The sequence below is a fragment of the Enterobacter sp. C4G1 genome (assembly GCF_052886895.1).
The window spans coordinates 1,445,610-1,471,937 of record NZ_JBQVVV010000001.1; the positions used below are offsets into that span (position 1 = coordinate 1,445,610).

General features: G+C 55.7%; 26 protein-coding genes. 5 read left to right on the forward strand and 21 right to left on the reverse strand.

The features are described 5' to 3' along the window. Positions 1–16 precede the first annotated feature (16 nt). Together ACT9TW_RS06910 and ACT9TW_RS06915 are read right to left on the reverse strand one after the other, a co-directional pair. Positions 17–1,012: an ABC transporter permease subunit gene (locus tag ACT9TW_RS06910; protein WP_182063323.1), complete on the reverse strand. Its 996-nt coding sequence runs from the start codon at positions 1,010–1,012 to the stop codon at positions 17–19. A gap of 2 nt (positions 1,013–1,014) precedes the next feature. Continuing rightward, entirely contained in the window at positions 1,015–2,529 is a 1,515-nt protein-coding gene (locus tag ACT9TW_RS06915) for a sugar ABC transporter ATP-binding protein (protein ID WP_446491959.1), read from the reverse strand. A 181-nt stretch (positions 2,530–2,710) separates the two neighbouring features. Between ACT9TW_RS06915 and ACT9TW_RS06920 the strand changes: the two genes are divergently transcribed. Then, on the forward strand, positions 2,711–4,990 hold the full coding sequence (locus ACT9TW_RS06920) for an ATP-binding protein (protein ID WP_446491960.1): 2,280 nt from the start codon (positions 2,711–2,713) through the stop codon (positions 4,988–4,990). Positions 4,991–5,073: 83 nt separating this feature from the next. After that, positions 5,074–5,406 carry a DDRRRQL repeat protein YjdP gene (yjdP, locus tag ACT9TW_RS06925; RefSeq protein WP_446491961.1) on the forward strand — a complete coding sequence of 111 codons (333 nt, stop codon included), beginning with the start codon at positions 5,074–5,076 and terminating at the stop codon, positions 5,404–5,406. A 52-nt stretch (positions 5,407–5,458) separates the two neighbouring features. Here yjdP and phnP read toward each other — a convergent pair whose 3' ends face one another. The 16 genes from phnP to ACT9TW_RS07005 form a co-directional block, all read right to left on the reverse strand. Then, entirely contained in the window at positions 5,459–6,217 is a 759-nt protein-coding gene (gene phnP / locus ACT9TW_RS06930) for a phosphonate metabolism protein PhnP (protein ID WP_446491962.1), read from the reverse strand. Between the two features lie 9 nt (positions 6,218–6,226). Next, entirely contained in the window at positions 6,227–6,661 is a 435-nt protein-coding gene (phnO, locus tag ACT9TW_RS06935; protein WP_446491963.1) for an aminoalkylphosphonate N-acetyltransferase, read from the reverse strand. Next, on the reverse strand, positions 6,654–7,205 hold the full coding sequence (phnN, locus tag ACT9TW_RS06940) for a ribose 1,5-bisphosphokinase (protein WP_446492694.1): 552 nt from the start codon (positions 7,203–7,205) through the stop codon (positions 6,654–6,656). Before phnN ends, phnO begins: the two co-directional genes overlap by 8 nt. After that, the gene (gene phnM, locus ACT9TW_RS06945; protein WP_446491964.1) at positions 7,202–8,338 is read right to left on the reverse strand and encodes an alpha-D-ribose 1-methylphosphonate 5-triphosphate diphosphatase; all 1,137 of its coding nucleotides are present in this window, start codon (positions 8,336–8,338) and stop codon (positions 7,202–7,204) included. Before phnM ends, phnN begins: the two co-directional genes overlap by 4 nt. Continuing rightward, a complete protein-coding gene (phnL, locus tag ACT9TW_RS06950; protein ID WP_446491965.1) occupies positions 8,335–9,015 on the reverse strand; it encodes a phosphonate C-P lyase system protein PhnL in 681 nt (226 codons plus the stop codon). Before phnL ends, phnM begins: the two co-directional genes overlap by 4 nt. A 107-nt stretch (positions 9,016–9,122) precedes the next feature. Further along, a complete protein-coding gene (gene phnK, locus ACT9TW_RS06955) occupies positions 9,123–9,878 on the reverse strand; it encodes a phosphonate C-P lyase system protein PhnK (RefSeq protein WP_446491966.1) in 756 nt (251 codons plus the stop codon). After that, on the reverse strand, positions 9,875–10,720 hold the full coding sequence (gene phnJ / locus ACT9TW_RS06960) for an alpha-D-ribose 1-methylphosphonate 5-phosphate C-P-lyase PhnJ (RefSeq protein WP_182063331.1): 846 nt from the start codon (positions 10,718–10,720) through the stop codon (positions 9,875–9,877). Before phnJ ends, phnK begins: the two co-directional genes overlap by 4 nt. After that, positions 10,713–11,777 (reverse strand): carbon-phosphorus lyase complex subunit PhnI, encoded by a 1,065-nt coding sequence (locus tag ACT9TW_RS06965; protein ID WP_446491967.1) that lies wholly within the window; start codon positions 11,775–11,777, stop codon positions 10,713–10,715. Before ACT9TW_RS06965 ends, phnJ begins: the two co-directional genes overlap by 8 nt. Further along, positions 11,777–12,361, reverse strand: coding sequence for a phosphonate C-P lyase system protein PhnH (phnH, locus tag ACT9TW_RS06970; RefSeq protein WP_182063333.1), 585 nt, complete (start codon positions 12,359–12,361; stop codon positions 11,777–11,779). Before phnH ends, ACT9TW_RS06965 begins: the two co-directional genes overlap by 1 nt. Next, a complete protein-coding gene (gene phnG / locus ACT9TW_RS06975; protein WP_446491968.1) occupies positions 12,358–12,810 on the reverse strand; it encodes a phosphonate C-P lyase system protein PhnG in 453 nt (150 codons plus the stop codon). The genes phnH and phnG overlap by 4 nt, the downstream gene beginning before the upstream one ends. Then, positions 12,811–13,536, reverse strand: a complete 726-nt coding sequence (phnF, locus tag ACT9TW_RS06980) for a phosphonate metabolism transcriptional regulator PhnF (protein WP_315687615.1) — start codon at positions 13,534–13,536, stop codon at positions 12,811–12,813. 20 nt (positions 13,537–13,556) lie between these two features. Further along, the gene (gene phnE / locus ACT9TW_RS06985; protein WP_182063336.1) at positions 13,557–14,336 is read right to left on the reverse strand and encodes a phosphonate ABC transporter, permease protein PhnE; all 780 of its coding nucleotides are present in this window, start codon (positions 14,334–14,336) and stop codon (positions 13,557–13,559) included. A gap of 115 nt (positions 14,337–14,451) precedes the next feature. After that, on the reverse strand, positions 14,452–15,468 hold the full coding sequence (gene phnD, locus ACT9TW_RS06990; RefSeq protein ID WP_446491969.1) for a phosphonate ABC transporter substrate-binding protein: 1,017 nt from the start codon (positions 15,466–15,468) through the stop codon (positions 14,452–14,454). 24 nt (positions 15,469–15,492) lie between these two features. Next, entirely contained in the window at positions 15,493–16,281 is a 789-nt protein-coding gene (gene phnC / locus ACT9TW_RS06995; RefSeq protein WP_014068573.1) for a phosphonate ABC transporter ATP-binding protein, read from the reverse strand. Positions 16,282–16,452: 171 nt separating this feature from the next. Continuing rightward, positions 16,453–16,896: a VOC family metalloprotein YjdN gene (gene yjdN, locus ACT9TW_RS07000; RefSeq protein WP_446491970.1), complete on the reverse strand. Its 444-nt coding sequence runs from the start codon at positions 16,894–16,896 to the stop codon at positions 16,453–16,455. Between the two features lie 135 nt (positions 16,897–17,031). Continuing rightward, positions 17,032–17,367, reverse strand: coding sequence for a zinc ribbon domain-containing protein YjdM (locus ACT9TW_RS07005; RefSeq protein WP_182063339.1), 336 nt, complete (start codon positions 17,365–17,367; stop codon positions 17,032–17,034). Positions 17,368–17,965: 598 nt separating this feature from the next. Here ACT9TW_RS07005 and crfC point away from each other — a divergent pair. Together crfC and ACT9TW_RS07015 are read left to right on the forward strand one after the other, a co-directional pair. Continuing rightward, on the forward strand, positions 17,966–20,320 hold the full coding sequence (gene crfC / locus ACT9TW_RS07010; protein WP_446491971.1) for a clamp-binding protein CrfC: 2,355 nt from the start codon (positions 17,966–17,968) through the stop codon (positions 20,318–20,320). Next, entirely contained in the window at positions 20,317–21,192 is an 876-nt protein-coding gene (locus ACT9TW_RS07015) for a diguanylate cyclase regulator RdcB family protein (protein ID WP_446491972.1), read from the forward strand. Before crfC ends, ACT9TW_RS07015 begins: the two co-directional genes overlap by 4 nt. Before the next feature lie 55 nt (positions 21,193–21,247). Here ACT9TW_RS07015 and kdgT read toward each other — a convergent pair whose 3' ends face one another. Beyond that, positions 21,248–22,240, reverse strand: a complete 993-nt coding sequence (gene kdgT / locus ACT9TW_RS07020; protein ID WP_182063342.1) for a 2-keto-3-deoxygluconate transporter — start codon at positions 22,238–22,240, stop codon at positions 21,248–21,250. Between the two features lie 649 nt (positions 22,241–22,889). On the opposite strand from kdgT, the gene proP reads away from it, so the two are divergent. Further along, on the forward strand, positions 22,890–24,392 hold the full coding sequence (proP, locus tag ACT9TW_RS07025) for a glycine betaine/L-proline transporter ProP (RefSeq protein ID WP_182063343.1): 1,503 nt from the start codon (positions 22,890–22,892) through the stop codon (positions 24,390–24,392). A gap of 39 nt (positions 24,393–24,431) precedes the next feature. On the opposite strand, the gene ACT9TW_RS07030 is transcribed toward proP, so the two are convergent. Beyond that, complete coding sequence (locus ACT9TW_RS07030) at positions 24,432–25,385, reverse strand: nickel/cobalt transporter (protein ID WP_446491973.1); 954 nt, start codon at positions 25,383–25,385, stop codon at positions 24,432–24,434. Between the two features lie 284 nt (positions 25,386–25,669). Beyond that, the gene (locus ACT9TW_RS07035) at positions 25,670–26,323 is read right to left on the reverse strand and encodes a hypothetical protein (RefSeq protein ID WP_446491974.1); all 654 of its coding nucleotides are present in this window, start codon (positions 26,321–26,323) and stop codon (positions 25,670–25,672) included. Positions 26,324–26,328: the final 5 nt, after the last annotated feature.

A 26,328-nucleotide genomic window follows, 5' to 3' on the forward strand; every position in this document is an offset into this window, starting at 1 on the left:
TCGTAGGGTTTTGTTGTTATGCACTTTGATGGTGTCGGGTACGGTATTTGTCGATCAGCACCGCAATGATGATCACCGCCCCTTTGATCACCAGTTGCCAGAAATAGGAGACGCCCATCAGCGTCATGCCGTTGTTAAGCGTCGCGATGATCAATGCACCCACCAGCGTGCCGGTGATCGTGCCGATCCCGCCGACAAAACTGGTGCCGCCGAGGATCACCGCGGCAATCGCGTCCAGCTCATAGCCCATGCCTAAGTTGCCGTTGGCGCTGTAGAGTCGCGATGCGCTCATCACCCCGCCTAAGCCCGAAAGCAGCCCGCTCATGCCATACACAAACAGCAGCACCATCCACACCTTGATACCGGTTAAGCGTGCCGCCTGCATGTTGCCGCCCACCGCGTAGATATGAACGCCCAGCGTGGTCCGGCGCAGGATGAACCAGCAAATCGCGATGACAGCCAGCGCGATCACCACCAGCCACGGCACGGGGCCGAGATAGTTATTGCCGATCCACTCAAAGCTGATGTTCGAGTTGATAACCGTTGTACCGTCTGCCAGCAGATAGGCTGCGCCGCGCAGGGCCGTGTAGGTTCCTAGAGTGACGATAAACGGCGGTAGCCCGGCAAAGGCCACCAGCGCACCGTTGAATAACCCAAGCACCATACCCAGCATCAGCGCCGCCGGAATCGACAGCATCGCGAACTCAGGGATAAGCGACACCACCATGGCCGCCACCGCCGTGGTGCCCAGAATCGACCCCACGGAGAGGTCAATCCCGCCGGTTAAAATGATGAAAGTCATCCCCGCCGCCAGCACAATGTTGATAGACGCCTGACGGGTAATGTTGAGCAGGTTACTTTCGGTGAAGAAGTTAGGCGCGATAACGCCAAATACCGCCACAATCAGAATTAATATCGGCAAAATACCGATCGTTTGCATCAGATCGCTCATCAGCATTTTTTTGGCGGAGGCGGATTTCGCCACCTGTTGCGGATTGGTTGAGTTGGTCATGATTACACCGCCTGATGATGAGAGTCGTTCACGCCGGTAGCCAGCGTCATAATATTTTCCTGGGTGATGTCGTGCCCGTGAAGCTCGCCTGCAATGCTGCCTTCGCGCATCACATAGACCCGGTCACTCATGCCCACCACTTCCGGCAGCTCGCTGGAGATCATCAAAATGGCCACCCCCTTGCGCGCCATCTGGTTCATGATGCGGTAGATTTCGCTTTTAGCGCCCACGTCCACGCCGCGCGTTGGCTCATCCAGAATCAGAATGCGTGGGCCAATCGCCACCCAGCGCGAGATCAGCAGCTTTTGCTGATTCCCGCCGGACAACCCTCCCGCCCGCACCTGGGAGTGGGGAACGCGAATATTGAGCAGGGCAATGGCGTCATCGGAGATGGACTGGGCTTTTTTACGATTCAACATGCCGAAGGTGGCGTCGCGTTCAAGCGTCGCCATGGTGATGTTCTCTTGCGCTGCCAGCTCCAGGAACAGCCCTTGCTCCTTGCGGTTTTCGGTCAGAAAACCGATGCCGTTTTCAATAGCGGCGCGCGGGGAGTGGATCACCACCGGTTCTCCGTCCACTTCTATCATCCCGCCTGTGGCTTTGCGTACGCCAAAAATCAGCTGTGCCAGCTCGGAACGCCCGGCACCCACCAACCCGGCCAGGCCGACAATTTCGCCGGAACGGACCTGCACGCTACAGGGCTGCACTTTTTTGCCGTCGGTCAGGTGGTGCACGTTAAGGCGCGGGCTGCCGAGCGGGATGTCGCGTTCTTTGTTGAACAGATCGCTTAACGGGCGGCCGACCATCATCCTGACCAGCTCAGAGGCGTTGAGTTTGTCGCGCGTCAGGCTGCCGACGTACTGCCCGTCACGCAGAACGCTGACGCGGTCAGAGAGTTCGTACACTTCCGCCATCCGGTGACTGATATAGATAATCGCCATCCCTTCATCACGCAGGCGCAAAATCAGCTCAAACAGACGATGGGTTTCGCGCGAGGAGAGGGCAGCGGTGGGTTCATCCATCACCAGAATGCGGCTTTTACGGTGCAGCGCGCGGGCGATCTCCACCTGCTGCTGTTCGGCGATGGTGAGTCTCATCACCAGGTCAGTCGCTTTAAAGTGCGCACCCAGGCGGTCAATGACGGCCTGAGCCTGGGCGGCCATCTCTTTACGCTGCACCAGCCCGCCGCGCGATAGCTCGCTGCCAAGGAAGATGTTTTCGGCAACGGTCAGGTTGGGAGCAAGCTGCATCTCCTGATAAATCAGGGTAATGCCTGCGGCCAGCGCATCTTTTGGGCCTTTGATATGGAACGGCTGGCCGTCGATCAGGATCTCGCCGCTGGTGGCGGTATAAGCCCCGGCGAGGATCTTCATCAGTGTGCTTTTACCGGCGCCGTTTTCACCCATTAACGCGTGGATCTCACCGGGGAAAACCGTCAAATCCACACCCTTGAGCGCGTGGAAATTGCCAAACGTCTTGGCAATATTGCGCATCTCTAATACCGGGGTTCTGCTCATGGCGGATCTCCTGCAAATGTCGATATCCGCACTTCATCACAGGTTCGTAAATGCAAAATGTCAGAAGCTGTTCATATTTGTCATAGTTATGAATAGCTAATCGCCGTCACATTTTTCTTTTCCCTCTCCCCGTGGGAGAGGGCCAGGGTGAGGGCATCAGACCGCAAAGGAGCCTAAACAGATGCCATCACGCCGTCCTCCGTTCTTCGCCAGTGCCCGCGGACGCCTGCTGATTTTTAATCTGCTGGTGGTGGCGGTGACGTTAATGGTCAGCGGGGTGGCGGTGCTTGGCTTCCGTCATGCCAGCCAGATCCAGGAGCAGGTGCAGCAGCAAACGCTGGATGACATGACCGGCAGCATGAACCTTGCGCGCGATACGGCGAATGTGGCCACGGCGGCGGTGCGGCTCTCTCAGGTGGTGGGGGCGCTGGAATACAAAGGGGAAGCTGACAGGCTGAAGCAAACGCAAATGGCGTTGCGTCATTCGCTGGAGCAACTTGCCGATGCGCCACTGGCCCAGCAGGAGCCAGCGCTGGTGGCGCGAATTATTCGCCGGAGTAATGAATTACAGCAGAGCGTGACGGGGATGCTGGAGCGTGGGCAGCGCCGACATCTTGAGCGTAACGCGCTGCTTAGCTCGCTCTACCAGAGCCAAAGTTATCTGCGCCATTTGCAGGACATTAACCGCCGCTTCGGCAGCAATGTGCCGGATGCGCAGCAGCTTACGGAAATGGACCGGCTTATCATCGCCGCCATCGACACGCCTTCGCCCCGCGCCACGGTTCAACAGCTGGATGCGGTGACGGCAACCTTGCCCCGCAGCGCCACGCAGTCGGTGGTGAACATGGTGCTGCCCGACTTTGACAACGAACTGCGCAAGCTCGCCCCGCTATCTAACCAGCTGGAAGAGAGCGATTTGTCTATCAGCTGGTATATGTTTCATATCAAGGCGCTGGTGGCTATTTTAAACAGCGACATCAATCAGTACGTTGAGCAGGTCGCGCAAGCCTCTACCCTGCGTACTGCCCAGAGCCATCAGGAGCTGCGCTCCATCAGCGTCTTTATCAGCGTGTTTGCCCTGCTGGCGCTGATTATCACCGGCTGCGCCTGCTGGTATATCTACCGCAATCTCGGGACTAACCTGACGGCGATTTCCAGAGCGATGTCGCGCCTTGCCCACGGGGAGCAGGATGTCTCGGTTCCCGCACTGCAACGGCGCGATGAGCTGGGTGAGCTGGCGCGCGCGTTTAACGTTTTTGCCCGCAACACCGCGTCGCTTGAGCACACTACCCGGCTGCTGAAACAAAAAACCTCGCAGATGGAGATAGACCGCATAGAGCGTCAGGGGCTGGAAGAGGCGCTGCTGCACAGCCAGAAGATGAAGGCTGTCGGGCAACTGACGGGCGGGCTGGCGCATGACTTTAACAACCTGCTGGCGGTGATTATCGGCAGCCTGGAATTAACCGACCCCGCCTCGCCGGATGCGCTGCGCATCAACCGGGCGCGCAAGGCGGCCGAGCGCGGGGCGTTGCTGACCCAGCGTCTGCTGGCGTTTTCCCGCAAACAGTCCCTGAATCCACACGCGGTAGAGATGAAACCGCTGCTGGAAAACCTCGGCGAACTGATGTGCCACTCGCTGCCCGCCACCATCACGCTGGACATCGAAGCGCAGTCCCCGGCCTGGCCGGCGTGGATTGACGTCAGCCAGCTGGAAAACGCCATTATCAACCTGGTGATGAACGCCCGTGATGCCATGGAAGGGCAAACTGGGGTGATTAAGGTCCGCACCTGGAACCAGCGGGTCACCCGCAGTGACGGGCGCAGGCAGGACATGGTGGCGCTGGAGGTGATTGATCATGGCAGCGGGATGTCGCAGGAGGTGAAATCCCAGGTCTTCGAGCCGTTTTTCACCACCAAACAGACCGGCAGCGGCAGCGGACTGGGGCTGTCGATGGTTTACGGATTTGTGCGCCAGTCCGGGGGGCGCGTGGAGATAGAAAGCGCGCCAGGGCAGGGAACCACGGTGCGGCTACAGCTTCCGCGTTCAACGCTTGCGCCCGTTCCCCGGGATGAAACGCTGGCTGCTACCACCGCAGCAGACAGCGATCGGCTGGTGCTGGTGCTGGAAGATGAGAGTGATGTTCGCCAGACCCTGTGCGAGCAACTTCACCAGCTAGGTTACCTGACGCTTGAAGCCGAAAGCGGCGAGCAGGCGCTGAAAATGCTGAATGCTTCGCCAGATATTGGATTGTTTATCAGTGACTTAATGTTACCGGGTGGCTTAAGTGGCGCAGAGGTGATTAACCAGGTGCGAACCCAGTTCCCGCAGCTACCGGTGTTGCTGATGAGCGGTCAGGATCTCCGTCCGGCGCATAACCCACAGCTGCCGGACGTGGCGTTATTACGCAAACCTTTTACCCGTGTACAGCTGGCGCAGGCGTTACGTAAGGTGACGGCATGAGCTACAAAATTTGAGATTCCTCCGCTACCTCATGTCCCGGCCGTTCAATACAGTAAAGCCAGCCCCCCTGCGAGACTGGCTTTATGAAACGTTACTCTACCGCTTTGTTATTGGGTTTGCTGTCCCTGACCAGCCAAATGGCACATGCCGATATCGTTGATGATGCCATTGGCAACATTCAGAAGGCGATTAATGACGCCTATAACCCCAGCAGCAGTAGCAGCGATCGCAGCAGTGATGACGACGATCGTTATGACACCAGTCGTTCCACGGACAGCCGTCAGTATGACGACCGTCGCAGGCAGCTCGAGGACCGACGTCGCCGTCTGGATGAACGTCAGCGCCAGCTTGATGATGACAGGCGTCGTCTGGAAGATGATGAGCGGCGGTTAGAGGAAGATTACGATCGCGGATAAGTGCGGTCTGTTGCCCTCACCTTAACCCTCTCCCACGGGAGAGGGAGAAAGCCTAATCCAGCACCAAAACCATTCCGTCATACCCCGCTTCAATCCCCTCCGGCAGCGGGTTATCCATCATCCACACGTCAAACTGGTGGCTGATATGCGTCAGTATCACCTGCGGGCAGCCAATGACCTCGTTCAGGGCAATCACTGCGTTTAAATCGCTGTGATTACGTGGCGTCTCTTCACGCGGCGCGTGGCTACAGTCGATGATGATGACCTGCGGCTGGTTGTTGAGCAGAAACTTCACCGTTTTATCCGGCAACCCGGCGGTATCCGACAGCCACGCCACGCGGCTGTGCGCGCTTTCCAGCAGATAGCCGAAGGTCAGTTTTGAGTGATTGAGCGGCAGCGGCGTAACCCGTAATCCCTGAAGCTCAAACACCACGAACGGTGCCACGGTGTGACTAAAATCGAGCAGTCCGGGGTGTTTGAAAAGATCGTCGCATCCTTCTTCATCCGGCGGGCCATACACCGGAATGGTGGCTCCCACCCCCCAGCGCAGCGGGAACAAGCCCTGGACGTGATCCATATGATAGTGAGTGAGTAAAAACTGCTGGAAGCTACCTGCCGGCCAGTTGTCCATCAGGTGCGGTATCCCCGCATCCAGCAGCGTTACCGCATCATTGAATTTGACCACCGCGCTACAGGGGCGGCGGCGGTGTTCATCCTGCAAACGCGCCCGGCGACAGGCCGCGCAGTCACAACCAAACACCGGCACCAGCTGTGCCCCACCTGTTCCCGTCAGCGTGATCGTCAGACTCATAACGCACCTCTACAGCGGTTTAGTGAACCGGAAATGGCTCTGGGTATACCCTTCACGAACGTAAAAGCGGTGCGCACTGGTGCGCTTCACGCTGGTGGACAACTCGGTTAACTCGGCACCCGCGTGGCGAGCATAATCTTCCGCCCACGCCAGCAGCTGGCTGCCTATCCCCAGGCTTCGCGCCTGTGGCATCACCACCAGCTCCTGGATCTCACCAATCCATCTGGCGTGGTGCAGATGAAACTGCATATGCAGCCCAATCATGCCGATAATTGTTCCGTCGAGCACTGCCAGCTGATAGTGCATATTGCGGTCCCGAAGATTGGCGAGAAACCCGGCGTGAAACGCCTGATGATCGAACTCGCTTTGTTTCAGCTCGCAAATCAGGCCATAAACGGCGGAAGCATCATCAGGCGTGGCAGGGCGAAGCTGGCAGTCAGGCATGTTGTTTTTCCTTTTGGCGGATAAGTGAGAGGAAATTATTCACTGACTGTAACAAACTTCCATCGTTGTTGAGGATATGACATTGCGAAGGGGTATACCGTGCCGCACGCTCCAGCCGCAGGTCTATCTCCCGCGCGTTTTCACGCCCACGGCTTTGCAGCCTGCTTCGCAGAATATCTGGCGATACCTGTAAGCATACCGGAAGCAGCGCGGATTCGTATCTGACGCGGGCCTGGGTCAGATGTGCGCGTGAACCGTTCACCAGCACGTCAAACCCCGCGTGAAGCCACAAATCTATCTCCACACCAACGCCATAGTAAAAGCCGTTAGCGTGCCAGCTCAGCGCCAGCAAATTCTGCCCGGCGCGGGTAAAAAACTCCTGCTCGCTCAGTGAGATATGATTCTCACTTCCGGCGTTTGCCGCGCGGGTAATGTAACGATGCGCGACCAGCAGTTGTGAATGCTCCCGCTGGCGTAACGCCGACAGCAGGCTGTCTTTACCGGAGCCCGAAGGCCCCATTAACCAGATTAATCTTCCCATCAGAACACCCGTTTTCCCTGACGCCATACATGGTCGATATGGATGTGCTCGCCCTTACGATGTGCCAGCACCAGATCCGCTCGTTTACCTTCACCAATCACACCACGATCCTGAAGGTGCAGCGCGTCGGCCGGGTTTTTCGTCACCAGACGGATCGCCTGCGGCAGGGTGAAGGTGTTGCTTTCGTCATCCGCCACCCGGAACGCCGCATCCAGCAGGCTGGCGGGGTAGTAATCAGAAGAGAGGATATCCAGCAGCCCGAGCGAAGCCAGTTTACTGGCGGCTACGTTGCCGGAGTGGGAGCCGCCGCGCACGATGTTTGGCGCGCCCATCAACACGTTCATGCCGTGCCTGCGCGAGGCCTCTGCGGCATCGAATGTGGTCGGGAATTCGGCGATCACGCTACCAAGCTGATGAGACTCAGCCACATGCTCATGCGTGGCGTCGTCGTGGCTGGCAAGCGCGATATTACGGTCACGGCACATGGCCGCGATGGAGAGGCGGTTAGGCTGCGACCAGCGGGCAGCCAGGGCGAGTTGCTCTTCCTCGTAGCGCGCCATCTCGTCATTAGTAAGGGAGTATTTTCCCTGGTAGTACTCGCGATATTTTTCGATATTGGCAAACTGGCGCTGCCCCGGCGAGTGATCCATCAGCGACACCAGGGTGACGGGCTCGCGCCCGACCAGCTTCTCAAACAGCGGCAGCGTGGTGTGATGCGGCAGCTCGCAGCGCAGATGCAGACGATGCTCGGCACGGTTGAGGCCGCGTTTTTGCGTCTCTTCTACGGCGTTGATCATCTTTTCCAGATTCTCAAGGCGATCGCCGCCGTCGCGCACGTCACCAATTGCCACCGCATCCAGTACGGTCGTGATCCCGCTGGCCACCATCAGCGCATCGTGGCTGCTCATCGCCGAATGGGCGGGCCAGTCGACCTTTGGCCGTGGGGTAAAGAATTTATCCAGATTATCGGTATGCAGTTCGATAAGCCCCGGCAGCAGCCAACCGCCTTCGCCGTCCATCGCTTCAGGCGCGCGGCTTTGGGTTTCGGCAAACGCGCGGATCACCCCGTCCTGGATCTCAATCGAGCCGCCAACCACTTCATTTTCCAGCACCAGCTTTACGTTATTAACGATCATGCGTGGGTCCCCATCGGGTGCAATCTGTCAGCCACGCGCGAACGCACGGTTTCGTCGTGGAAGATCCCCACGACCGCCGCGCCGCGTGCTTTGGCCTGTTCGATCAGTTCAACCACGGCTGTACAGTTTTTGCTGTCCAGCGAGGCGGTAGGTTCATCGAGCAGTAAAATCGGGTAATCGACGATAAACCCCCGCGCAATGTTCACGCGCTGCTGTTCACCACCAGAAAACGTGGAAGGGGCGAGATGCCACAGGCGTTCCGGCACGTTGAGGCGCGTCAGCAGGCCTGCGGCTTTGGCGGCGCAGGTTTCACGCGGCACGCCCAGATCCAGCAGCGGCTGCATCACCACGTCCAGCGCGGAGATCCTGGGGATCACCCGCAAAAACTGGCTCACCCAGCCGATCGTTGACCGGCGGACTTCCAGCACCTTGCGTGCCGGGGCCTGCACCAGATCCACCCACTCGTCATTGTGGCGGATGTGAATGTGGCCTTCGTCCGGAAGATAGTTGGCATAAAGCGAGCGCAGGAGGGTGGATTTACCGCTGCCGGAATGGCCATGCAGCACCACACATTCGCCCTTGCTGACCTCAAGCGAGGCATTTTGCAGCACCGGCAGGCGCACGCTGTTTTGCTGGTGGAGCACAAAAGTCTTACTGACATTTTCAACGTGGATCATTTTGGCCTCGTGGCGTTTTCTTGCCGGGTGGCGGCTTCGCCTTACCCGGCCTACAGGTGCGGTGTTCGTAGGCCGGGTAAGCGCAGCGCCACCCGGCAACAGCAACATCAGTTCTGCAAAACAGACGACACCAGCAGCTGAGTGTACGGATGGTGCGGATCGTCCAGCACGCGGTCGGTTAAACCACTTTCCACCACCTGGCCCTGCTTCATCACCAACAGGCGGTCGGCCAGCAGGCGCGCAACACCCAGATCGTGGGTGACAATCACCACGGCAAGGTTCAGCTCTACCACCAGGCCGCGCAACAGGTCGAGCAGGCGAGCCTGTACAGAAACGTCCAGCCCCCCGGTTGGCTCATCCATAAACACCAGCTTCGGGCGCGTGACCAGGTTGCGGGCGATTTGCAGACGTTGTTGCATCCCGCCGGAAAATGTCGTTGGCAGGTCGTCGATACGCGAGGCCGGGATTTCAACCTCTTCCAGCCAGTGTTGCGCAGTGGCGCGGATATGGCCGTAGTGGCGTGCACCGGTCGCCATCAGCCGCTCGCCAATATTTCCACCCGCCGATACCTGGCGGCGCAGGCCGTCCATCGGGTGTTGATGCACCACGCCCCATTCGGTGCGCAGCAGGCGACGGCGTTCGGCTTCGCTCATCCCGTACAGCGATTGGCCTTCATATAAAATGTCGCCATTTTGCGGCGTCAGGCGCGCAGAGATGGACTTCAGCAGAGTGGTTTTGCCCGAGCCGGACTCGCCGACAATCCCGAGCACTTCCCCCGGCCATAGCTCAAAGGAGACATCGCTGAAGCCTTTGCCAGGCGCATAAAGGTGGGTCAGATTGTTGACCGAAAGCAGCGGTTTCATTGGCCTTTCGCCTCGCTCTGTTGGCGGCAGAAATCGGTGTCGGAACAGACAAACATCCGTTTGCCGGTGTCATCCAGCACCACTTCATCCAGGTAGCTGTGTTTCGAGCCGCAGATGGCACATGGCTCATCCCATTCCTGCACCGTAAATGGGTGATCGTCGAAATCGAGGCTTTCCACACGGGTGTAAGGCGGCACAGCGTAAATACGCTTCTCGCGCCCTGCGCCGAACAGCTGGAGCGCAGGCATCATGTCCATTTTCGGGTTATCGAATTTTGGGATGGGCGACGGGTCCATCACGTAGCGCCCGTTGACCTTCACCGGGTAGGCGTAGGTGGTGGCAATATGGCCGAAGCGGGCGATATCTTCATACAGTTTCACCTGCATGATGCCGTACTCTTCCAGAGCGTGCATGGTGCGGGTTTCCGTTTCGCGCGGCTCGATAAAGCGCAGCGGCTCCGGGATAGGGACCTGGAAAATCAGGATCTGATCTTCAGTGAGCGGTGTTTCGGGAATGCGGTGGCGGGTCTGGATAAGCGTTGCGTCTTCCGTGCGCTCGGTGGTGTTTACGCCCGTTACGCGCTTAAAGAAGTTGCGAATCGACACGGCGTTGGTGGTGTCGTCCGCGCCCTGGTCGATGACTTTCAGCACGTCGGCTTCACCGATCACGCTGGCCGTGAGCTGAATCCCGCCAGTGCCCCAGCCATAGGGCATCGGCATTTCCCGGCCGCCGAACGGCACCTGATACCCCGGGATCGCCACGGCTTTTAAAATGGCGCGGCGGATCATGCGTTTGGTTTGCTCATCCAGATAAGCGAAGTTGTAGCCGTTTAAGTTAGCCATGTGATCGCTCCCGTTGCAGGCGTTTCAGCAGTTCCAGTTCGGCCTGGAAATCAACGTAGTGCGGCAGCTTGAGGTGCGAGACAAAGCCTGCTGCTTCCACGTTATCGGCATGAGCCAGCACAAACTCCTCGTCCTGTGCCGGGCCGGAGATATGTTCACCGTAGTCGGGTGCCTGCAACGCGCGGTCGACCAGCGCCATGGCCATTGCCTTGCGTTCGCTCATGCCATACGCCAGGCCGTAGCCGCGCGTGAAGTGCGGCTCTTCGTCTTCCGGCGCCACAAAACCGTTGACCATTTCACACTCGGTCATCAGCAGTTCGCCGACGTTAACCGCAAAACCCAGCTCTTCTGGCACAATTTCCACATCGATATAGCCGCTGCGGATCTCTGCGGCGAACGGGTGGTTACGCCCGTAACCGCGCTGCGTAGAGTAGGCGAGCGCCAGCAGATAACCTTCGTCGCCGCGCATCAGCTGTTGCAGGCGCGATGAGCGTGAGCAAGGGTAAACCGGGGGCGTGCGGGTGATGTCGTCCGGCGTGCTGCCGGTGTCTTCTTCGGCTTTTGCCAGCCCCTGATGCGCCAGCAGGCTAAACACGTGCGGGGAGGTATCTTGCTGCGGCTCGGCCGTACTCAGGGAGGGCGTTTCGCCGTTTGCCAGCAGCGTGAAATCCAGCAGACGGTGGGTGTAATCGTAGGTCGGGCCAAGCAGCTGGCCGCCGGGGATATCTTTGTACACCGCCGATATTCGGCGCTCTAAGCGCATCTCGGCTGAATTAATCGGCTCGCTTACCGCCAGTCTGGCAAGGGTGGTGCGGTAGGCGCGCAGCAGGAAGATGGCTTCGATGTTATCACCGCTGGCCTGCTTGAGTGCCAGCGCGGCCAGCTCGCGATCGGCAATGCCGCCTTCGGTCATCACCCGGTCGACGGCCAGATTCAGCTGTTGTTCTATCTGGGCAACGCTCAGCTCGGGAAGCTGCTCATCACCCCGTCGTCTGTGCTCCTGTAACGAATGGGCGGCGGCAATCGCCTTTTCGCCCCCTTTAACGGCGACGTACATCAGCACACCTCCACATGAGTGGTTCGCGGTATCGCCAGCAGGCGTTCGCCGCAGGTCAGGATCAGGTCGATACCCAGCGGGAACGGGTGCGGGCGCTCGGTGAGTTCATGGATGATGCATTCCGGCAGCTGTGGCGCGATCATGCGTTCGTCGGCGATCCCCGCCCCGGTGAGGCGTAACATGCGCCCGCCACTCAGGCTGGATACCTGCAAAATCAGCGTGGCGCTGGTTTCCGGGGCCACGGCGCTGCCTTCGCTCAGGGCGTTGAGCTGCTCGTGGCTTATCTGCTCATCCGCCACCGCAAATATCGCCTGATGTGGCTGCTCTACCAGCGGGGCATTGGTGTGAAAACGCAGGTTCTGGCAGGCGATGTCGTTCGACATCCGGCCAGAAAGCCACACCGGGGTGTCGTTATCGGCAAGGGTCAGTAGCACGCTGGTGGTAGCCAGGTTTAGTGGCAGCCAGCCTTGTGAAAGCTGATGCAGCGATACAATAACGCCCGGTTCGCTCATGGCTTTCAGCAGGCGACGAAAACTGTGTTGGGCATCCTGGACGGCCAGGGTAAAAGCGGGTTGAAGCGTCATGCGTTGTCTCCGCGAACGAGCGTAAAGAAGTCGACCCGGCTGGTGTTTACTTCGGCCTGACGCGCGGCAAGGCGTGCGGCGCGGCCAGCTTCCAGCGGGGCAATGAGGGTTTCCATTAATGACTGGAAATGAGGTTGTTCCTGCAACAGGGCGTCGATGACCGCGCAGCGCTCAGCGTGCGCTTTATCGCGCCCTATCACGTAGCTATAGCCAAGCGTGCCGCTGTTCAGGCGAATGACGGCGCGGGTGAGCGTGGCATCTCCGGCAAAGAAGCGCTCGCCGGTTCCGCCCATGCGCGCCTGGATCTGCACCAGGCCAATCTCCGGCGTACGGATGGCTTCGTAATCTGGCGTCAGGCTGAGCGCATTCATGCGGCCACGCAGCGCGGCAGGCTGGCTATGAGCGAGCACACGCATCCAGCGCTGGCGGGTGGAGGTATCAAAGTGCATTCAATGCTCCATTGTGAATTCAATCATGTCGGCGCGGGTCAGGCTGACGGAGTATTCCGTTGCGTTGATCTCACCGTCACGGTGGTTAAGGGTGCGCACGCAGAGCAGAGGAGCCATGTTGGGGATCTCCAGCACTTTGCTCTCTTTGGCCTGCGCGCGGCGGGCGCTGATACGGGTCTGGGTGCGTTTGAGCGCAATACCTGTGGCATCACGCATGAAGTCGTGCAGCGACCCGCTGGAAAAGTTTTGCAGTACCGGCCAGAGGCCCAGGTCTGCGAAGTAGTGGTCTATCTGGCAGACCGCCACACCGTTGACCCGGCGCAGCGTGCGCAGGTGCACCACGTTATCGCCCTCCTGAATGCCCAGCGCGTCAGCCACGTGGCTGGAGGCCGGACGCAGCACCGACAGCAGCTTCTCGCTGGTGGGGTGGCTACCCTGATCGAGCAGATTCTGGCTAAAGCGGGCCTGCGCGTTGAGCGGGTAGTCGAACGGGCGCATCAGCACCAGCACGCCCACGCCCTGACGACGCTGTACCCATCCGCGCTCGACCAGCTGATCGATGGCGCGGCGCAAGGTATGACGATTCACTTCATAACGGTCGGCAAGCTGTTGTTCGGCAGGCAGGTAGTCTCCGCAGCGGTAGTGCGTGCGCAGTTCCACTTCAAGCTTTGCCGCGATCTCTTGCCAGCGGGTAGGGTAACTGGTCGGATGTCTGGATAAGTGCATATAAATCAAAGCCTCGCTTCTCAGATGAAGTGCTTACGCAAACGTTGAGAGAGGAAATCCAGCAGGCTGACGGTGATGATGATAAGCACCATCAGGGCGCAGGTTTGCTGGAACTGGAAACCGCGAATGGCTTCCCATAGCGTCACACCAATGCCGCCTGCACCCACCATGCCGACCACGGTGGCGGAACGGACGTTGGACTCGAAGCGGTACAGGGAGTAGGAGATGAGCAGCGGCATCACCTGCGGCAGCACGCCGTACAGAATTTCTTCGATTTTATTGGCACCGGTCGCGCGGATGCCTTCAACCGGGCCGGGCTCAATGGCTTCAACCGCTTCCGAAAGCAGCTTGGAGAGCACGCCGGTGGTGTGAATGAACAGCGCCATTACCCCGGCAAACGGGCCAAGTCCCACGGCGACCACAAACAGCATCGCGAAGACCATTTCGTTGATGGCGCGGCAGGCGTCCATCAGGCGACGCATCGGCTGGTACACCCACCACGGCACGATGTTTTCGGCGCTCATCAGGCCAAACGGAATGGAGAGAATGACGGCAAGGGCGGTACCCCAGACGGCGATTTGCAGGGTGGTGGCCATCTCGCCGAGGTAATCCTGCCACTGGCTGAAGTCCGGCGGGAAGAAGTCGGCGGCGAAGGTTGCCATGTTGCCGGAGTCTTTAAAGAGCAGCAGCGGATCCATTTCCGCGCCCTTCCAGGAGATAACAAGCACCGCCAGCAGAATGGCCCAGCTAAATAGCGAGAACCAGCTGCGCTTTGGTGGCGGGACGGTGATGGTTTGCATGTGTTCTCCTTTATCTGTTCTCCCTCTCCCTGTGGGAGAGGGCCGGGGTGAGGGCATCAGCGTGCGCATTTCCCCCTCACCCTAACCCTCTCCCTCAAGGGAGAGGGGACTTGAGTTACTGAACCACTTTATTCACGCTGGTCATTGCGCTCAGCGCCGCAGTCAGGCGGTCGAGATCTTCAAGCTGTGCCTGAATCTCAGAGACTTTGCTGGTCTTCTCTTCATCCTTCAGACCTTTGTTGTCCTTCACGCCCTGCATCTGTTTAAACAGCGCCAGCTGGCGAATCGGCACCAGTTGCAGGTCGCTTGAGGCGCGGAACGGCGCCCAGCCCAGACGTTCCAGCACGGCTTTCTCTTCCGGCGTTTTGCCGTAGTTCATGAAGAAGTCGTACACCTTGTCCTTGGTGCTTTCGGAGAGGTTTTTGCGCCACACGATTGGGTCACCCGGGATCAACGGGGACTTCCAGATAACCTTCAGCTCTTTCAGCTTGTCCGGCGCGGAGGTCTTCAACTTGTCGAGGTTTTCGGTGTTGTTGGTGGCAACATCTACCTGCTTGTTCGCCACGGCCAGCGCGTTGGTTTCGTGGCTGGCGTTGACGGTGCGCTTAAAGTCACTGGCAGACGCATTGTTCTTGGCGAAGACGTAGTAGCCTGGGACCAGGAAGCCAGAGGTAGAGTTCGGGTCGCCGTTACCAAAGGTCAGATCTTTGCGTTTGGCGAGCATGTCGTTGAGGTTATTGATTGGGCTGTCTTTATTGACGATCAACACGCTCCAGTAACCCGGGGAGCCATCTGCCGCAACGGTCTGGGCAAAGACCTGGCCGTTCGCGCGATCGACCGCTTCCATCGCAGAGAGGTTGCCGTACCAGGCGATGTCCACTTTGTTAAAGCGCATTCCCTGGATGATGCCCGCGTAATCCGGAGCGAAGAAGGCGTTCACTTTGATCCCCAGTTTGGTTTCCATATCTTTCAGGAACGGTTCCCACTGAGGTTTGAGATTCTGCTGTGATTCCGTCGAAATAATGCCGAAGTTCAGTGCTTTTTCCTGCTCTTCCGCGTACGCAGGGCTTAACAGGGTGCTGATGCTGAACATGCTGGTGAAGGCCAGCGCGGCAACGGCTTTGTAGCTCATGTACTTTCCTCGGATCGGGTTGAGTTATGCAGCCTGCGCGTTCTCATCGACGCGATTAATGCTGCGGTAGAGATGGTCAAAACGGTCGTTATCAAACTGATGGCTTGCGCCATCGAAGAACACGTGCCCCTGACGCAGCGCGACAATGCGTTCGCAGTAGCGCAGGGCGTAATCCACCTGATGCAGCGTCACCACAACGGTGATGCCGTCGTTCTGGTTAATGTCGCGCAGGGTTTCCATCACGATGCGGGCAGATTCCGGGTCGAGCGAGGCAATCGGCTCATCGGCCAGGATTACTTTGGCTTTTTGCATCAGCGCACGGGCAATCGCCACGCGCTGCTGCTGGCCACCGGACAGGGTGGACACGCGCTGGTGAGCAAAATGGGCCATGCCGACGCGGGTCAGCGCCTGCAACGCTTGTTGTTTCTGTGAAGGGGAGAACCAACGCAGGCAGGTACGCCAGAACGGGGTGCTGCCGAGTGCGCCAATCAGAACGTTCTCCAGCACCGTCAGGCGATTCACCAGGTTGAACTGCTGGAAGATGTAGCCTGTTTGCGCGCGGCTTTTGCGGATATCACGCGCCAGACGGCCCGCGCGCTGCACGGTGTTACCCAATAGCTCAACGTGGCTTTCGGGCGTTTTATCGCAGGTGATAAGCCCGCTCAAATGACGCAGAAGGGTGGATTTACCTGAACCGGAGGGGCCCAGCAGTGCCACCATTTCGCCCTGCTGGACGGTCAGATCAACGGCATGAAGAGCCTTATTGTGATGAAAGGTCTTGCTCAGTTTCTCGACGCGGATGACAGTTTGCATGTGCACAGGCCTCAGAATAAATGTGGCCTCATGCTGGCGCATCAATGTGACATTTGGGTTAAGTCCTGGTTGCGGGAATTTGAAGAGTTGAGGGGAAAACGATGACAATCACGGCAGGCTCGCCAACAGCGCCCGGTGGCACTGTTGGCGGATGCGTTGCGCTTATCCGGCCTACGACGTTTGTTGCTGTTTAACGACGTTAATCATCCACGGCACACCGTATTTGTCGGTGACTTTACCGAAACCATGCGCCCAGAAGGTCTCCTGCCAGGCCATTTCAATGCTGCCGCCAGCGGCCAGATTATCGAACCAGCGTTTACCTTCCGCCACGTCCTGGGTGTCGAGGACCAGGGTAAACCCGGCGTACTGTGCTTTGGTGCCGGGCGGTAACCCATCGCTCATCATGATATCGCTGCCCGCGATGCGGACATTCGAGTGAGCAATAGCGGAATCCGGGAATTTCATACCTGACGGACAGCCTTCTTCACTGTTGTCATCTTTTGGCATTTCGCCGAAGGTGATTTTGTAGAGAACGTCTGCGCCGACGGCCTGCTGGTAGAAGGCGCTGGCCTCTGCACAGTTGCCGGCGAAAGAGATGTAGGGACTTAATGGCATAATTTTTACCTCAGGTAAAAGAAGCCCAATAAGTGTAGTTCTGTTTTTGTAGGCTGGATAAGCGCAGCGCATCCGGTAAAAGCGCCTGGCGGCGCTTCGTTTACCGGGCCTGCATGAGAGATAAAGGCAGGTAAATCAGTTCTTTTTCACGAATTCAGATTTCAGCTTCATTGGGCCAAAACCGTCAATTTTGCAGTCAATATTATGGTCGCCTTCAACCAGACGGATATTCTTCACTTTGGTGCCAATCTTCAGCATTGAAGAGCTGCCTTTCACTTTCAGATCTTTAACGACGGTAACACTGTCGCCATCGGCCAGCAGATTACCGTTAGCATCTTTAACGATCAGGGTATCGCTATCCGCAGAAGGTTCTGCATTGTTCCATTCATGGGCGCATTCCGGGCAGATGAACATGCCATTATCTTCGTAAGTGTATTCAGAATTGCATTTCGGGCAGTGTGGGAGTTGCATGTCGGTATCCTCAAAAAAATGCTTAACGGGCTGGAAAGTGCCAGCTAAATGACGGCATGGTGCCGAAAAAGGCGGCAAGTATAGCGCAAATCCACAATCTTGTCGGTGATATTACATAATAAAAAAAGTGCAAAATTTCTGTCGGGAATGACACTTCCTGTCAGTCAGATAAGCGATTCTTACAGCATTAAGACCGTGGAAAACGTTGATGTTAAATATATCGATTATTTTATTACATCAAATTGCTACGCCCCTTCATTTCGGATAAGGTTAAGCAGTAAGTTGTTATTTATCCATAGTCTCTACCGCCATGCAGCAAATGGCGGCGGTGAATTACCTCTCTTTTTAGGTGGGTAAATAATGATGATATATCCTGAAATTTCCTAAAAATGCGCTACGCTTTTTATCTTTTGGTTATCTGACCAAGGGGGGAGTTTTACACGCAATACAATGATAAGAATATAATTCTGATTATCATCAATCAGTTATATTTAAGTGACCATGTTTTCCACACGTGATCATATAAGCCAAAACAGCATAATTAAAACGAAGTGGCTTAATAAAAGTAATAAATTTGCGTTAAGGAAAGGCTTTTATCATGCACACACAGACCATTTTTGAATTAAGCCAGGAAGCGGAACGCTTGCTCCAGCTTGCTTTGCAGAATCTTGATACGTTGAAATCAATGCCAGTTGCGATGCTGGATAGTACGACTGCCGCTATATCTGGTGAAAATAACAACGTTTTACCTTTGCATTTCAGCGCGCGCGGCGTCGAAGCACAGCAAGCGATGCTGAATAATGAATTACGGAAAATAACCCGTCTTGAAATGGTATTGGCAATTGTTGGAACCATGAAAGCGGGTAAATCGACAACCATTAATGCAATTGTGGGCACGGAGGTCTTACCGAACCGCAATCGCCCAATGACAGCACTGCCCACGCTTATCCGCCATACCCCTGGTCAGAAAGAGCCTGTGCTGCATTTCTCACATGTTTCGCCTATTGATGCCTTGATCCAGCAGCTTCAGCAAAAGCTATGTAACACTGACCGCGGCAAACTAACGCGTCGTCTTGAAATTGATAAAGATATGAATGCGCTACTGGAGCGTATCGAAAAAGGCGAAGCATTTGAAAAACACCATCTTGGTGCACAACCTATATTTAATTGTTTGAAAAACCTGAACGATCTGGTGAGGTTATCCCAGGCGCTGGGTGTTGATTTCCCGTTTACAGAATATGTGTCCATTGAACATATTCCGGTAATTGAAGTGGAGTTTGTGCATCTTGCCGGAATGGATGCCCATCTTGGGCAATTGACCCTGCTGGACACCCCAGGGCCGAATGAGGCCGGGCAGCCGCATCTGCAAAAAATGCTCAGTGAGCAACTGGCGCGCGCATCGGCGGTGCTGGCGGTGATGGATTACACCCAGCTTAAATCGATTTCCGATCAGGAGGTGCGCCAGGCGATTTCAGCTGTTGGGAAATCGGTGCCACTGTACGCCCTGGTTAATAAGTTCGATCAGAAAGACCGCAATAGTGACGATGAAGAACAAGTCAGGGCAATGATTTCCGGCACACTGATGAAAGGGAATATTTCGCCGGGGCAGATTTACCCGGTTTCTTCAATGTGGGCCTACCTTGCAAACCGTGCGCGTTTTGAGATGACAGTAAACGGCTGCCTGCCTAATCATCAGGAGCAGCGTTGGGTGCAGGATTTTGCCGAAGCAGCGCTTGGGCGGCGCTGGCGTACGGCTGATTTGGACAATGTTGAACATCTTCGCCATGCGGCGGATCTGTTGTGGGAAGACTCGTTGTTTGAGCAGCCTATCCGTAAGCTGATTTATGCCGCTTATGCTAACGCTTCACTCTTTGCCCTGCGCTCGGCCTCACATAAGTTGCTGAACTATGCGCAAAACGCCAGGGAGTACCTCGAGTTTCGCTATCAGGGTTTGACGGTTGCTTTTGAGGCGCTTGAGCTTAACATTGCGCGCCTCGAAGAGGATATGGCGTTACTACAGACCCGCCAGAATGCGGTCAGCGATGAAGTGGAACATGAGGTGGCACAAGCGCTGAGTACCACAGATTACGTTATTGCCCAGCAAAAACTCTGGCTGCAATCGTCGATTGAACATGTCTTTAGTAACGGCAATATTCTTGATTTGGCAGGGATTGATTCGCGGGATTTGCGCCACAACGCCCTGGAAGGGCTGCAACAGTTAGTGCTGGAAGATGAAGGCCAGGCTCAGATTGTCCTGAGTAAGATCCGCTCTTCCTGTGAACTGATTATGCTGGATGCGCAGAGTAAAATCAGCCGGGAGCTGGCGCTGCGCTTTGATCAGCTGGAGGTCACGCTGGCGCGTTCGCTCAATGAGGCGATGCGCCCTATCGAAACACGCATTAAAGAACAGCTGAGCCACGCCGGGTTCCGCGCGCGGATCAGCTTCCCGGCGTTTCAGGCAAACCAGCTGAATTTCAATACCCGCGCACTGTTTAACGATGCGATCGCGATGGATGACCGCCCTGCGGGGCAGCCGTCAGGCGCGGGGAGCGTGCGTGAAACGGTTTCCCGCTGGCTGAACAATCCGGGTTGGGGCTGGGAAGATTACGTCGAGACACGCACGCGATATGTTATTGATGTTGGCCAGCTTCATGACAAGTTTAAGCAACATATTGATCAGTTTTGTGAACAAATCCGTAAAGCTTTGGCCGCGCAGGTCGATGTCTCTGTTACGGCGGGTATGGCAACCTTCTTTGCAGAATTTTCGTTATGTCTGACCGGGTTACAGGAAAGCTTGCGTGATAGCCTCGCAGTACGGCAGCAAAATGAGCATTCGACCCGAGCGCTCAGTCAGCTGTTGAAGCAAAGTATCACTACTGCGACGTGGATTCAGGAAGATACCCGACTGTTACGCGATGATATTCAAACTCTATTCGCGGCAGAGCAACCATGACAACACAACTACTGGACGGTCCCGGGCGGACGCTGGAGTGTATTCATCCTAAATTTATGGTCGATCTGGTTCAGGGGGTGGACGCTGTGCGTCATTCCCCTTTGGGGCCGCAACAGCTGCAATTTCGTGAGCGTTTGACTCAAGAGATCATGACGCACACCCGGCTGCGGCCCTGGGCAATGGCGGGAATGCTCAACGAAAATGCGGCATTGCGTCTGGGCCTGGCCGAGAAACTGGCGGGGATGCTCGACCCGGGACACCTGGCGTTGACGCGGATGACGGAAAAACTGACCGCACTGCGCCAGCAGGCTAACCCGCGCGCGCCGCAGTCGCCGGCGCTAATGCAGCAATACGACGAACTTTCATCCCATTTTCAGCAGCGCGCAAACTATAAAGAAAAAGCGTTAACACAACGTGGCCTGACGGTGCAGGCGGGCGAGCACAGCGAACAGATTTTTACCCGCTGGCGGGCCGGGCATTACGACGGCTGGTCACTCGCCGGTCGGTGCTACATCGTGCTGGAGGAGCTGCGCTGGGGGCCGTTTGGCGATGCATGTCGTCTGGCAAATGAAGATGTGGCGGAGATGCTCAAAGATAACCTGCGTAGCATGGCAGCGAATTATCTTGCGCAGGGAATCAATGCTTCCCCCGCGACCCGGCATTTTTATCATCAATGGCTGACGACGCCTGCTTCTCCGGGGCTGGTTGATCACAAAGATATGCTGGGCTGGCTTGGCGACTGGTGTCAGGCAGATAAACACCCGGTGAGCTGGTCGGTAACACAGAACTGGCAAACCGTCGCCTTAGGGATGCCGAGACTCTGTTCAGCGAAACGGCTGGTGGATGCCATGGTAGAAGAGATTTTTGGCTGAAGTTCTTGTTACGAACCCTCCCCACACAAGGAGAGGGCATCGTTAGCACGGCGTATTAGTGATGCAACTCTACCGCTTTTTGTTCCACTTTCTGAGCCGCTACACTCCCGAAGCGTTTGGCGTACAGCGCGGTGATGATCGGCACCAGAATGGCCGTCACAATCACGCTGGCTGCAACCAGCGCAGTCGCTGAGGCGGCAACAGGTTCGAAGGCCGGGTTAATCTGGGCAATAATGACCGGGTTTGCCACGGCGGCCCCCGCGGCTGACGAGGCGGCAACACCTGCGGTTCCGTTTCCTCCCCCAATCACACGGTCGGCAATAATCAGCGGGATCCCGGTGATGATGATAACCGCCACACCCAGCACAATACCCAGCAGGCCAGTATCAAGGATAACGTTCAGGTTAATGGTATTCCCGAGTGCAAAACCAAAGAACGGGATCAGCACCGGTGTCGCTTTGCTGAAGAAATCACGCAGATCGTGGTCCAGGTTACCCAGCGCAAACCCGATCAGGAAGGGCAGGACTGCGCCAACAAAGTGATGCGGTTCAAACGTTGCCAGACCCGCAGAGCCGAGGATCAGCATGGTCATGAGTGGGCCGGATTCCAGAGACATCAGGACGAAGGCGCCGGATTCTTCTTTTGTGCCGTACTGGTTCATCAGGCTGGCATATAACCCGCCGTTGGTCATATCCATCGCCGAGACAATAGCCAGAACGGATAATCCGGCAAAGAAACCGGTCTGTACGCCATTCTCAGGAATAAACAGGGCGCAGACCATTGCGACTACCCAGGCTACAGCGATTTTGGTGATAACCAGCGTCCCGGATTTACGCAATACCGTTCCTGTCGCGCGTAAATTAATAGAGGCACCAATACAAAAGAACCATACCGCCAGAATCGGGACTGTACCGGTGATCATCCCTTTTGTGAAACCGCCAAAATAAGCCCCGGTATTCGGTGCCAGAGTATTCAGGATCGCACCAAGCACTAGCGGGACCAGCATCATACCGCCAGGAATGCGTTCTATCGTGGCTTTAATTTTCATGTTTAACCCTCACATCTCACCCCGCGTGGTTGGCGAAAAAGGCGAAAAAAATAATTCAATTAATTCAACGAATTGATGGTTTGTGACAGCCGTTAATTCGTTATCCATGCAATAAATTTAAATAAGTGACTTCCGCTTAACGTTCGAATGAAACACTCGAAGTGTGGTGTTCGGATTTATGATGCGATCATCGGAATGATGATTCAATGAAAATAAAACAGTGTTTTAGTTATCTAAATCACATATTTCGTGTAAACATTCGCATTGCCGGTTGATAATTAAAAATTCTGTAAATTTGATGTGAAGAAATGTGGATTGTTTTTTTTAGGGGAAAAATAATAACGCCCGCAAGGATATTTATGGGGAGCCACTCTGAAAGAGTACGGAGGAGGGATAATTGACAAATCCTGAAGGCAGCTGACGGACAGGGCAAATATGTGTGAAGTTGATCACAAATATAAACGCTGGTAGGGTAAAGAAGTCATTAACTGCCCAGACAGGCGTCAACAGGTTCGGTTGTATAGGCGTAAAACGTCAATGTAAGTAAACCTGCTACGCTTGAAGAGGACATGCGCAAGAGGCGCTTACCTGGTCCACAGACCGCAGGAATTTCTGTGGTGCGGACAGGGCCAACTCTACGAGGATAGCAATGCTTAAAAGGAAAAAGGTAAAACCCATCACCCTTCGCGATGTCACCATTATTGATGACGCGAAACTGCGTAAAGCGATCACTGCCGCCTCGCTCGGTAATGCGATGGAATGGTTCGATTTCGGTGTCTACGGCTTTGTCGCCTATGCGTTAGGCAAAGTGTTCTTCCCGGGGGCCGACCCCAGCTTACAGATGATAGCCGCGCTGGGTACGTTCTCCGTTCCCTTCCTGATCCGCCCACTTGGCGGCCTGTTCTTCGGGATGCTCGGCGATAAATACGGGCGCCAGAAGATACTCGCTATCACCATTGTGATTATGTCGATCAGTACGTTCTGTATCGGCTTGATACCGTCTTACGCCTCCATCGGCATCTGGGCACCAGTGCTGCTGCTGCTCTGTAAGATGGCGCAGGGTTTCTCTGTGGGCGGTGAATACACCGGTGCGTCAATCTTCGTTGCGGAGTACTCCCCGGACAGAAAACGCGGTTTTATGGGAAGCTGGCTGGATTTCGGCTCGATTGCCGGTTTTGTGATGGGGGCGGGGGTTGTTGTTCTGATCTCTACCGTCGTGGGCGAAGATAACTTCCTGGACTGGGGCTGGCGTATTCCTTTCTTCCTGGCGCTGCCTCTGGGGATTATCGGTCTGTACCTGCGTCATGCTCTTGAAGAGACGCCAGCGTTCCAGCAGCACGTCGAAAAGCTGGAACAGGGCGATCGTGAAAGCCTTCAGGAAGGCCCGAAAGTCTCGTTCAAAGAGATTGCGACCAAACACTGGCGCAGCCTGCTGGTCTGTATCGGAATGGTGATTTCCACCAACGTTACTTACTACATGCTGCTGACCTACATGCCGAGTTACCTGTCGCATAACCTGCACTACTCGGAAGATCACGGTGTACTGATTATCATCGCCATCATGGTGGGGATGCTGTTTGTTCAGCCGATTATGGGGCTGATGAGCGACCGTTTTGGCCGTCGACCTTTTATCATTTTGGGCAGTATTGCGCTGTTCCTGCTGGCGATCCCGGCCTTTATCCTGATTAACAGCGATGTGCTGGGGCTGATTTTTGCCGGGCTGCTGATGCTGGCCGTGATCCTCAACTGTTTCATCGGGGTGATGGCCTCTACGTTGCCTGCTATGTTTCCGACGCATATTCGCTACAGTGCTTTGGCCGCTGCGTTTAACATTTCGGTGCTGATTGCCGGTCTGACGCCAACGCTTGCCGCTTCTCTGGTGGAAAGCACGCAGAACCTGATGATGCCCGCTTATTATCTGATGGTTATTGCGGTAATCGGCCTGATTACCGGCTTAACAATGAAAGAAACGGCGAATCTGCCGCTGAAAGGGGCTACGCCTGCGGCGTCTGACCTCCAGGAAGCGAAAGAGATCCTGCGCGAGCATCACGATAATATCGAGCAGAAGATTGAAGATATCGATGCCGAGATTGAGGCATTGCAGGCGAAGCGTTCGCGCCTGGTGGATCAGCATCCACGCATCAACGAGTAGGACAAAAAACCCGCCGATGGCGGGTTTCTCTTTATGGAGTTAGCATCCCGCTGCGATGTAATCGCCGTTGGCGCTGATGGGGATAACCGTCAGGAACAGAACCGTTGCAAACAGGATCAGTACAACCCCGCCGGTAATTTTAACCACCGGAACCAGCCAGCTCAGAGACGAACTCCCGCCAAAGTACGCGACCGTGCGCTCACGCGCATAACGCACCGCCAGTGACAGACCCATGATCGACAGTGCAGTGCCTAGCGCCATGGTCATTACCGCTGCAATTCCCCAGGTCACAATCCCCAGCGCATTAGAGAACATTAAAATCATAATGGCCCCGCTGCACGGGCGCGCGCCAATCGCCAGAATCACACCCAGGCGCGTTTTCCAGTCGCCCTGAGTCAGGTCTGCGCCTACACCGTGGTGGCCGCAGCCGCAATGTTCATCGTGCTGGTGCAGGGGCTTGAAGGCATTGATGGTCATTTTTCGCGGACGCAGGCTTTTCAGCGCCTGGTAAATGACAAAGGCGCCGAATGCGCCAATCAGCACCGCGCTGATTTTCTCCACATACCAGCGGCTGGTACTGAGATCGCCGGACGCCAGGTTAAACCCGACGGCGAGAATAAAGACAAACAGGATTGCGCTAACGCCCTGCATCAGGCTGCCGAGGAAGGGCACTATCCGTGCGGCAAGCTGGCTCTCTTTGTTGGTGCTGAGATAGGTAGTGACGATAAATTTGCCGTGCCCCGGACCAATCGCGTGCAGCACGCCGTAAAAAAACGCCCCTGTGAGCAGCCATAACCCACCGCTGTACTGGTGGTTATTGAGTTGCAGCAGATACATAACAAGGTAGCGATGCAGCGTGATTTGTGTGGCGAGACACCACTGAATAAAGGCATTCCAGTGGGAATGCAGGGTAAAACCTGCTATCAGGAGAGCCAGCAACATCAACCCTGCGGTCGGGATGCGCCAGTCGTAGCTAAGGCGTTGAGTGGTCATGAGTTGGCCTGCAACGGGAGTGGATTCTGCGGGAAGTATAGCAAGTCAGGCGTGGGCGATCTCTGATGGAAGGTATCTGGGGTAGCGATTGCCAGAATTCCAAAAGCAAAAACCCGCCTTTTGGGCGGGTTCTTTAAATAGTGGTGCCCGGACTCGGAATCGAACCAAGGATTCATTGACACGACAATGAAATCACCGAATAACAGTAAGTTACCTTTACGCTTCGATTCCGAATGTACCACTATTTTGTACCAGTTATCAATTGATTCGCTGCGGTAATTCAGTCAGTAATAGGACTCCCTAATATTCCTAAGGACTGAATACATCTCATTAAACTCATCATTGTAGGAACCCTCCTTATCGATAGGTAAGTAGCCTTGATAGAAGAGTTTTTCTACATGAGTAGCCGCAGATGCCCTGTCCCTCACTCGACTTGGGTCTTCGCCAGGAGGTGTCATACAAGCAGCAGAAAGATCTTTTTTGCGGAGGTTTTCTCTGAATTGCTGATTTATCGCAATGTATTGATTTAAGTTAAGATAATTATCCTCTTTCGCTTTCTCAAAGATCGCATCTACATCCGCAGGGGTGGCTGTATATCGCCCAAATTTCTCATAAAGCTTGTTCTCGTAGTAGTACAACTGCGGTAGTACGTTATGAGCTATTGTCATTGATTGTTCTGTAGTTCCTTGAACTATCCCCCAATACGTCATGTATGAACTCATCTTGTAGTAATTGAAATCAGGATGTTCACGGCGATAGAGATCAAGATAGGATCTACAGATTTCGGCTTTAGATTGAAGTGGAAGAGCATATTTCAAGTTTTGTTCCGTACCCTTCTTCAATTTTTCCAGTAATGCTATTTCATTTGCTGTTGGTTGATATACTGCCAGAGCAGGGAAGGCAGCAAGGCTGCACACCGCGAATAGCCATTTCATCATTTATT

Bases quoted from the DNA above. Each gene is read 5' to 3' on its own strand.
- phnH (WP_182063333.1), bottom strand. From the start codon at position 12,361: ATGACGCTTCAACCCGCTTTTACCCTGGCCGTCCAGGATGCCCAACAC.
- ACT9TW_RS06915 (WP_446491959.1), bottom strand. From the start codon at position 2,529: ATGAGCAGAACCCCGGTATTAGAGATGCGCAATATTGCCAAGACGTTT.
- yjdP (WP_446491961.1), top strand. From the start codon at position 5,074: ATGAAACGTTACTCTACCGCTTTGTTATTGGGTTTGCTGTCCCTGACC.
- proP (WP_182063343.1), top strand. From the start codon at position 22,890: ATGCTTAAAAGGAAAAAGGTAAAACCCATCACCCTTCGCGATGTCACC.
- phnJ (WP_182063331.1), bottom strand. From the start codon at position 10,720: ATGGCTAACTTAAACGGCTACAACTTCGCTTATCTGGATGAGCAAACC.
- yjdN (WP_446491970.1), bottom strand. From the start codon at position 16,896: ATGCCATTAAGTCCCTACATCTCTTTCGCCGGCAACTGTGCAGAGGCC.
- phnP (WP_446491962.1), bottom strand. From the start codon at position 6,217: ATGAGTCTGACGATCACGCTGACGGGAACAGGTGGGGCACAGCTGGTG.
- ACT9TW_RS07030 (WP_446491973.1), bottom strand. From the start codon at position 25,385: ATGACCACTCAACGCCTTAGCTACGACTGGCGCATCCCGACCGCAGGG.
- phnO (WP_446491963.1), bottom strand. From the start codon at position 6,661: ATGCCTGACTGCCAGCTTCGCCCTGCCACGCCTGATGATGCTTCCGCC.
- ACT9TW_RS06920 (WP_446491960.1), top strand. From the start codon at position 2,711: ATGCCATCACGCCGTCCTCCGTTCTTCGCCAGTGCCCGCGGACGCCTG.
- phnF (WP_315687615.1), bottom strand. From the start codon at position 13,536: ATGCACTTATCCAGACATCCGACCAGTTACCCTACCCGCTGGCAAGAG.
- phnG (WP_446491968.1), bottom strand. From the start codon at position 12,810: ATGCACTTTGATACCTCCACCCGCCAGCGCTGGATGCGTGTGCTCGCT.
- ACT9TW_RS07005 (WP_182063339.1), bottom strand. From the start codon at position 17,367: ATGCAACTCCCACACTGCCCGAAATGCAATTCTGAATACACTTACGAA.
- ACT9TW_RS07015 (WP_446491972.1), top strand. From the start codon at position 20,317: ATGACAACACAACTACTGGACGGTCCCGGGCGGACGCTGGAGTGTATT.
- phnE (WP_182063336.1), bottom strand. From the start codon at position 14,336: ATGCAAACCATCACCGTCCCGCCACCAAAGCGCAGCTGGTTCTCGCTA.
- phnL (WP_446491965.1), bottom strand. From the start codon at position 9,015: ATGATCCACGTTGAAAATGTCAGTAAGACTTTTGTGCTCCACCAGCAA.
- phnD (WP_446491969.1), bottom strand. From the start codon at position 15,468: ATGAGCTACAAAGCCGTTGCCGCGCTGGCCTTCACCAGCATGTTCAGC.
- kdgT (WP_182063342.1), bottom strand. From the start codon at position 22,240: ATGAAAATTAAAGCCACGATAGAACGCATTCCTGGCGGTATGATGCTG.
- phnC (WP_014068573.1), bottom strand. From the start codon at position 16,281: ATGCAAACTGTCATCCGCGTCGAGAAACTGAGCAAGACCTTTCATCAC.
- ACT9TW_RS06910 (WP_182063323.1), bottom strand. From the start codon at position 1,012: ATGACCAACTCAACCAATCCGCAACAGGTGGCGAAATCCGCCTCCGCC.
- ACT9TW_RS07035 (WP_446491974.1), bottom strand. From the start codon at position 26,323: ATGATGAAATGGCTATTCGCGGTGTGCAGCCTTGCTGCCTTCCCTGCT.
- crfC (WP_446491971.1), top strand. From the start codon at position 17,966: ATGCACACACAGACCATTTTTGAATTAAGCCAGGAAGCGGAACGCTTG.
- phnK (WP_446491966.1), bottom strand. From the start codon at position 9,878: ATGAAACCGCTGCTTTCGGTCAACAATCTGACCCACCTTTATGCGCCT.
- ACT9TW_RS06965 (WP_446491967.1), bottom strand. From the start codon at position 11,777: ATGTACGTCGCCGTTAAAGGGGGCGAAAAGGCGATTGCCGCCGCCCAT.
- phnM (WP_446491964.1), bottom strand. From the start codon at position 8,338: ATGATCGTTAATAACGTAAAGCTGGTGCTGGAAAATGAAGTGGTTGGC.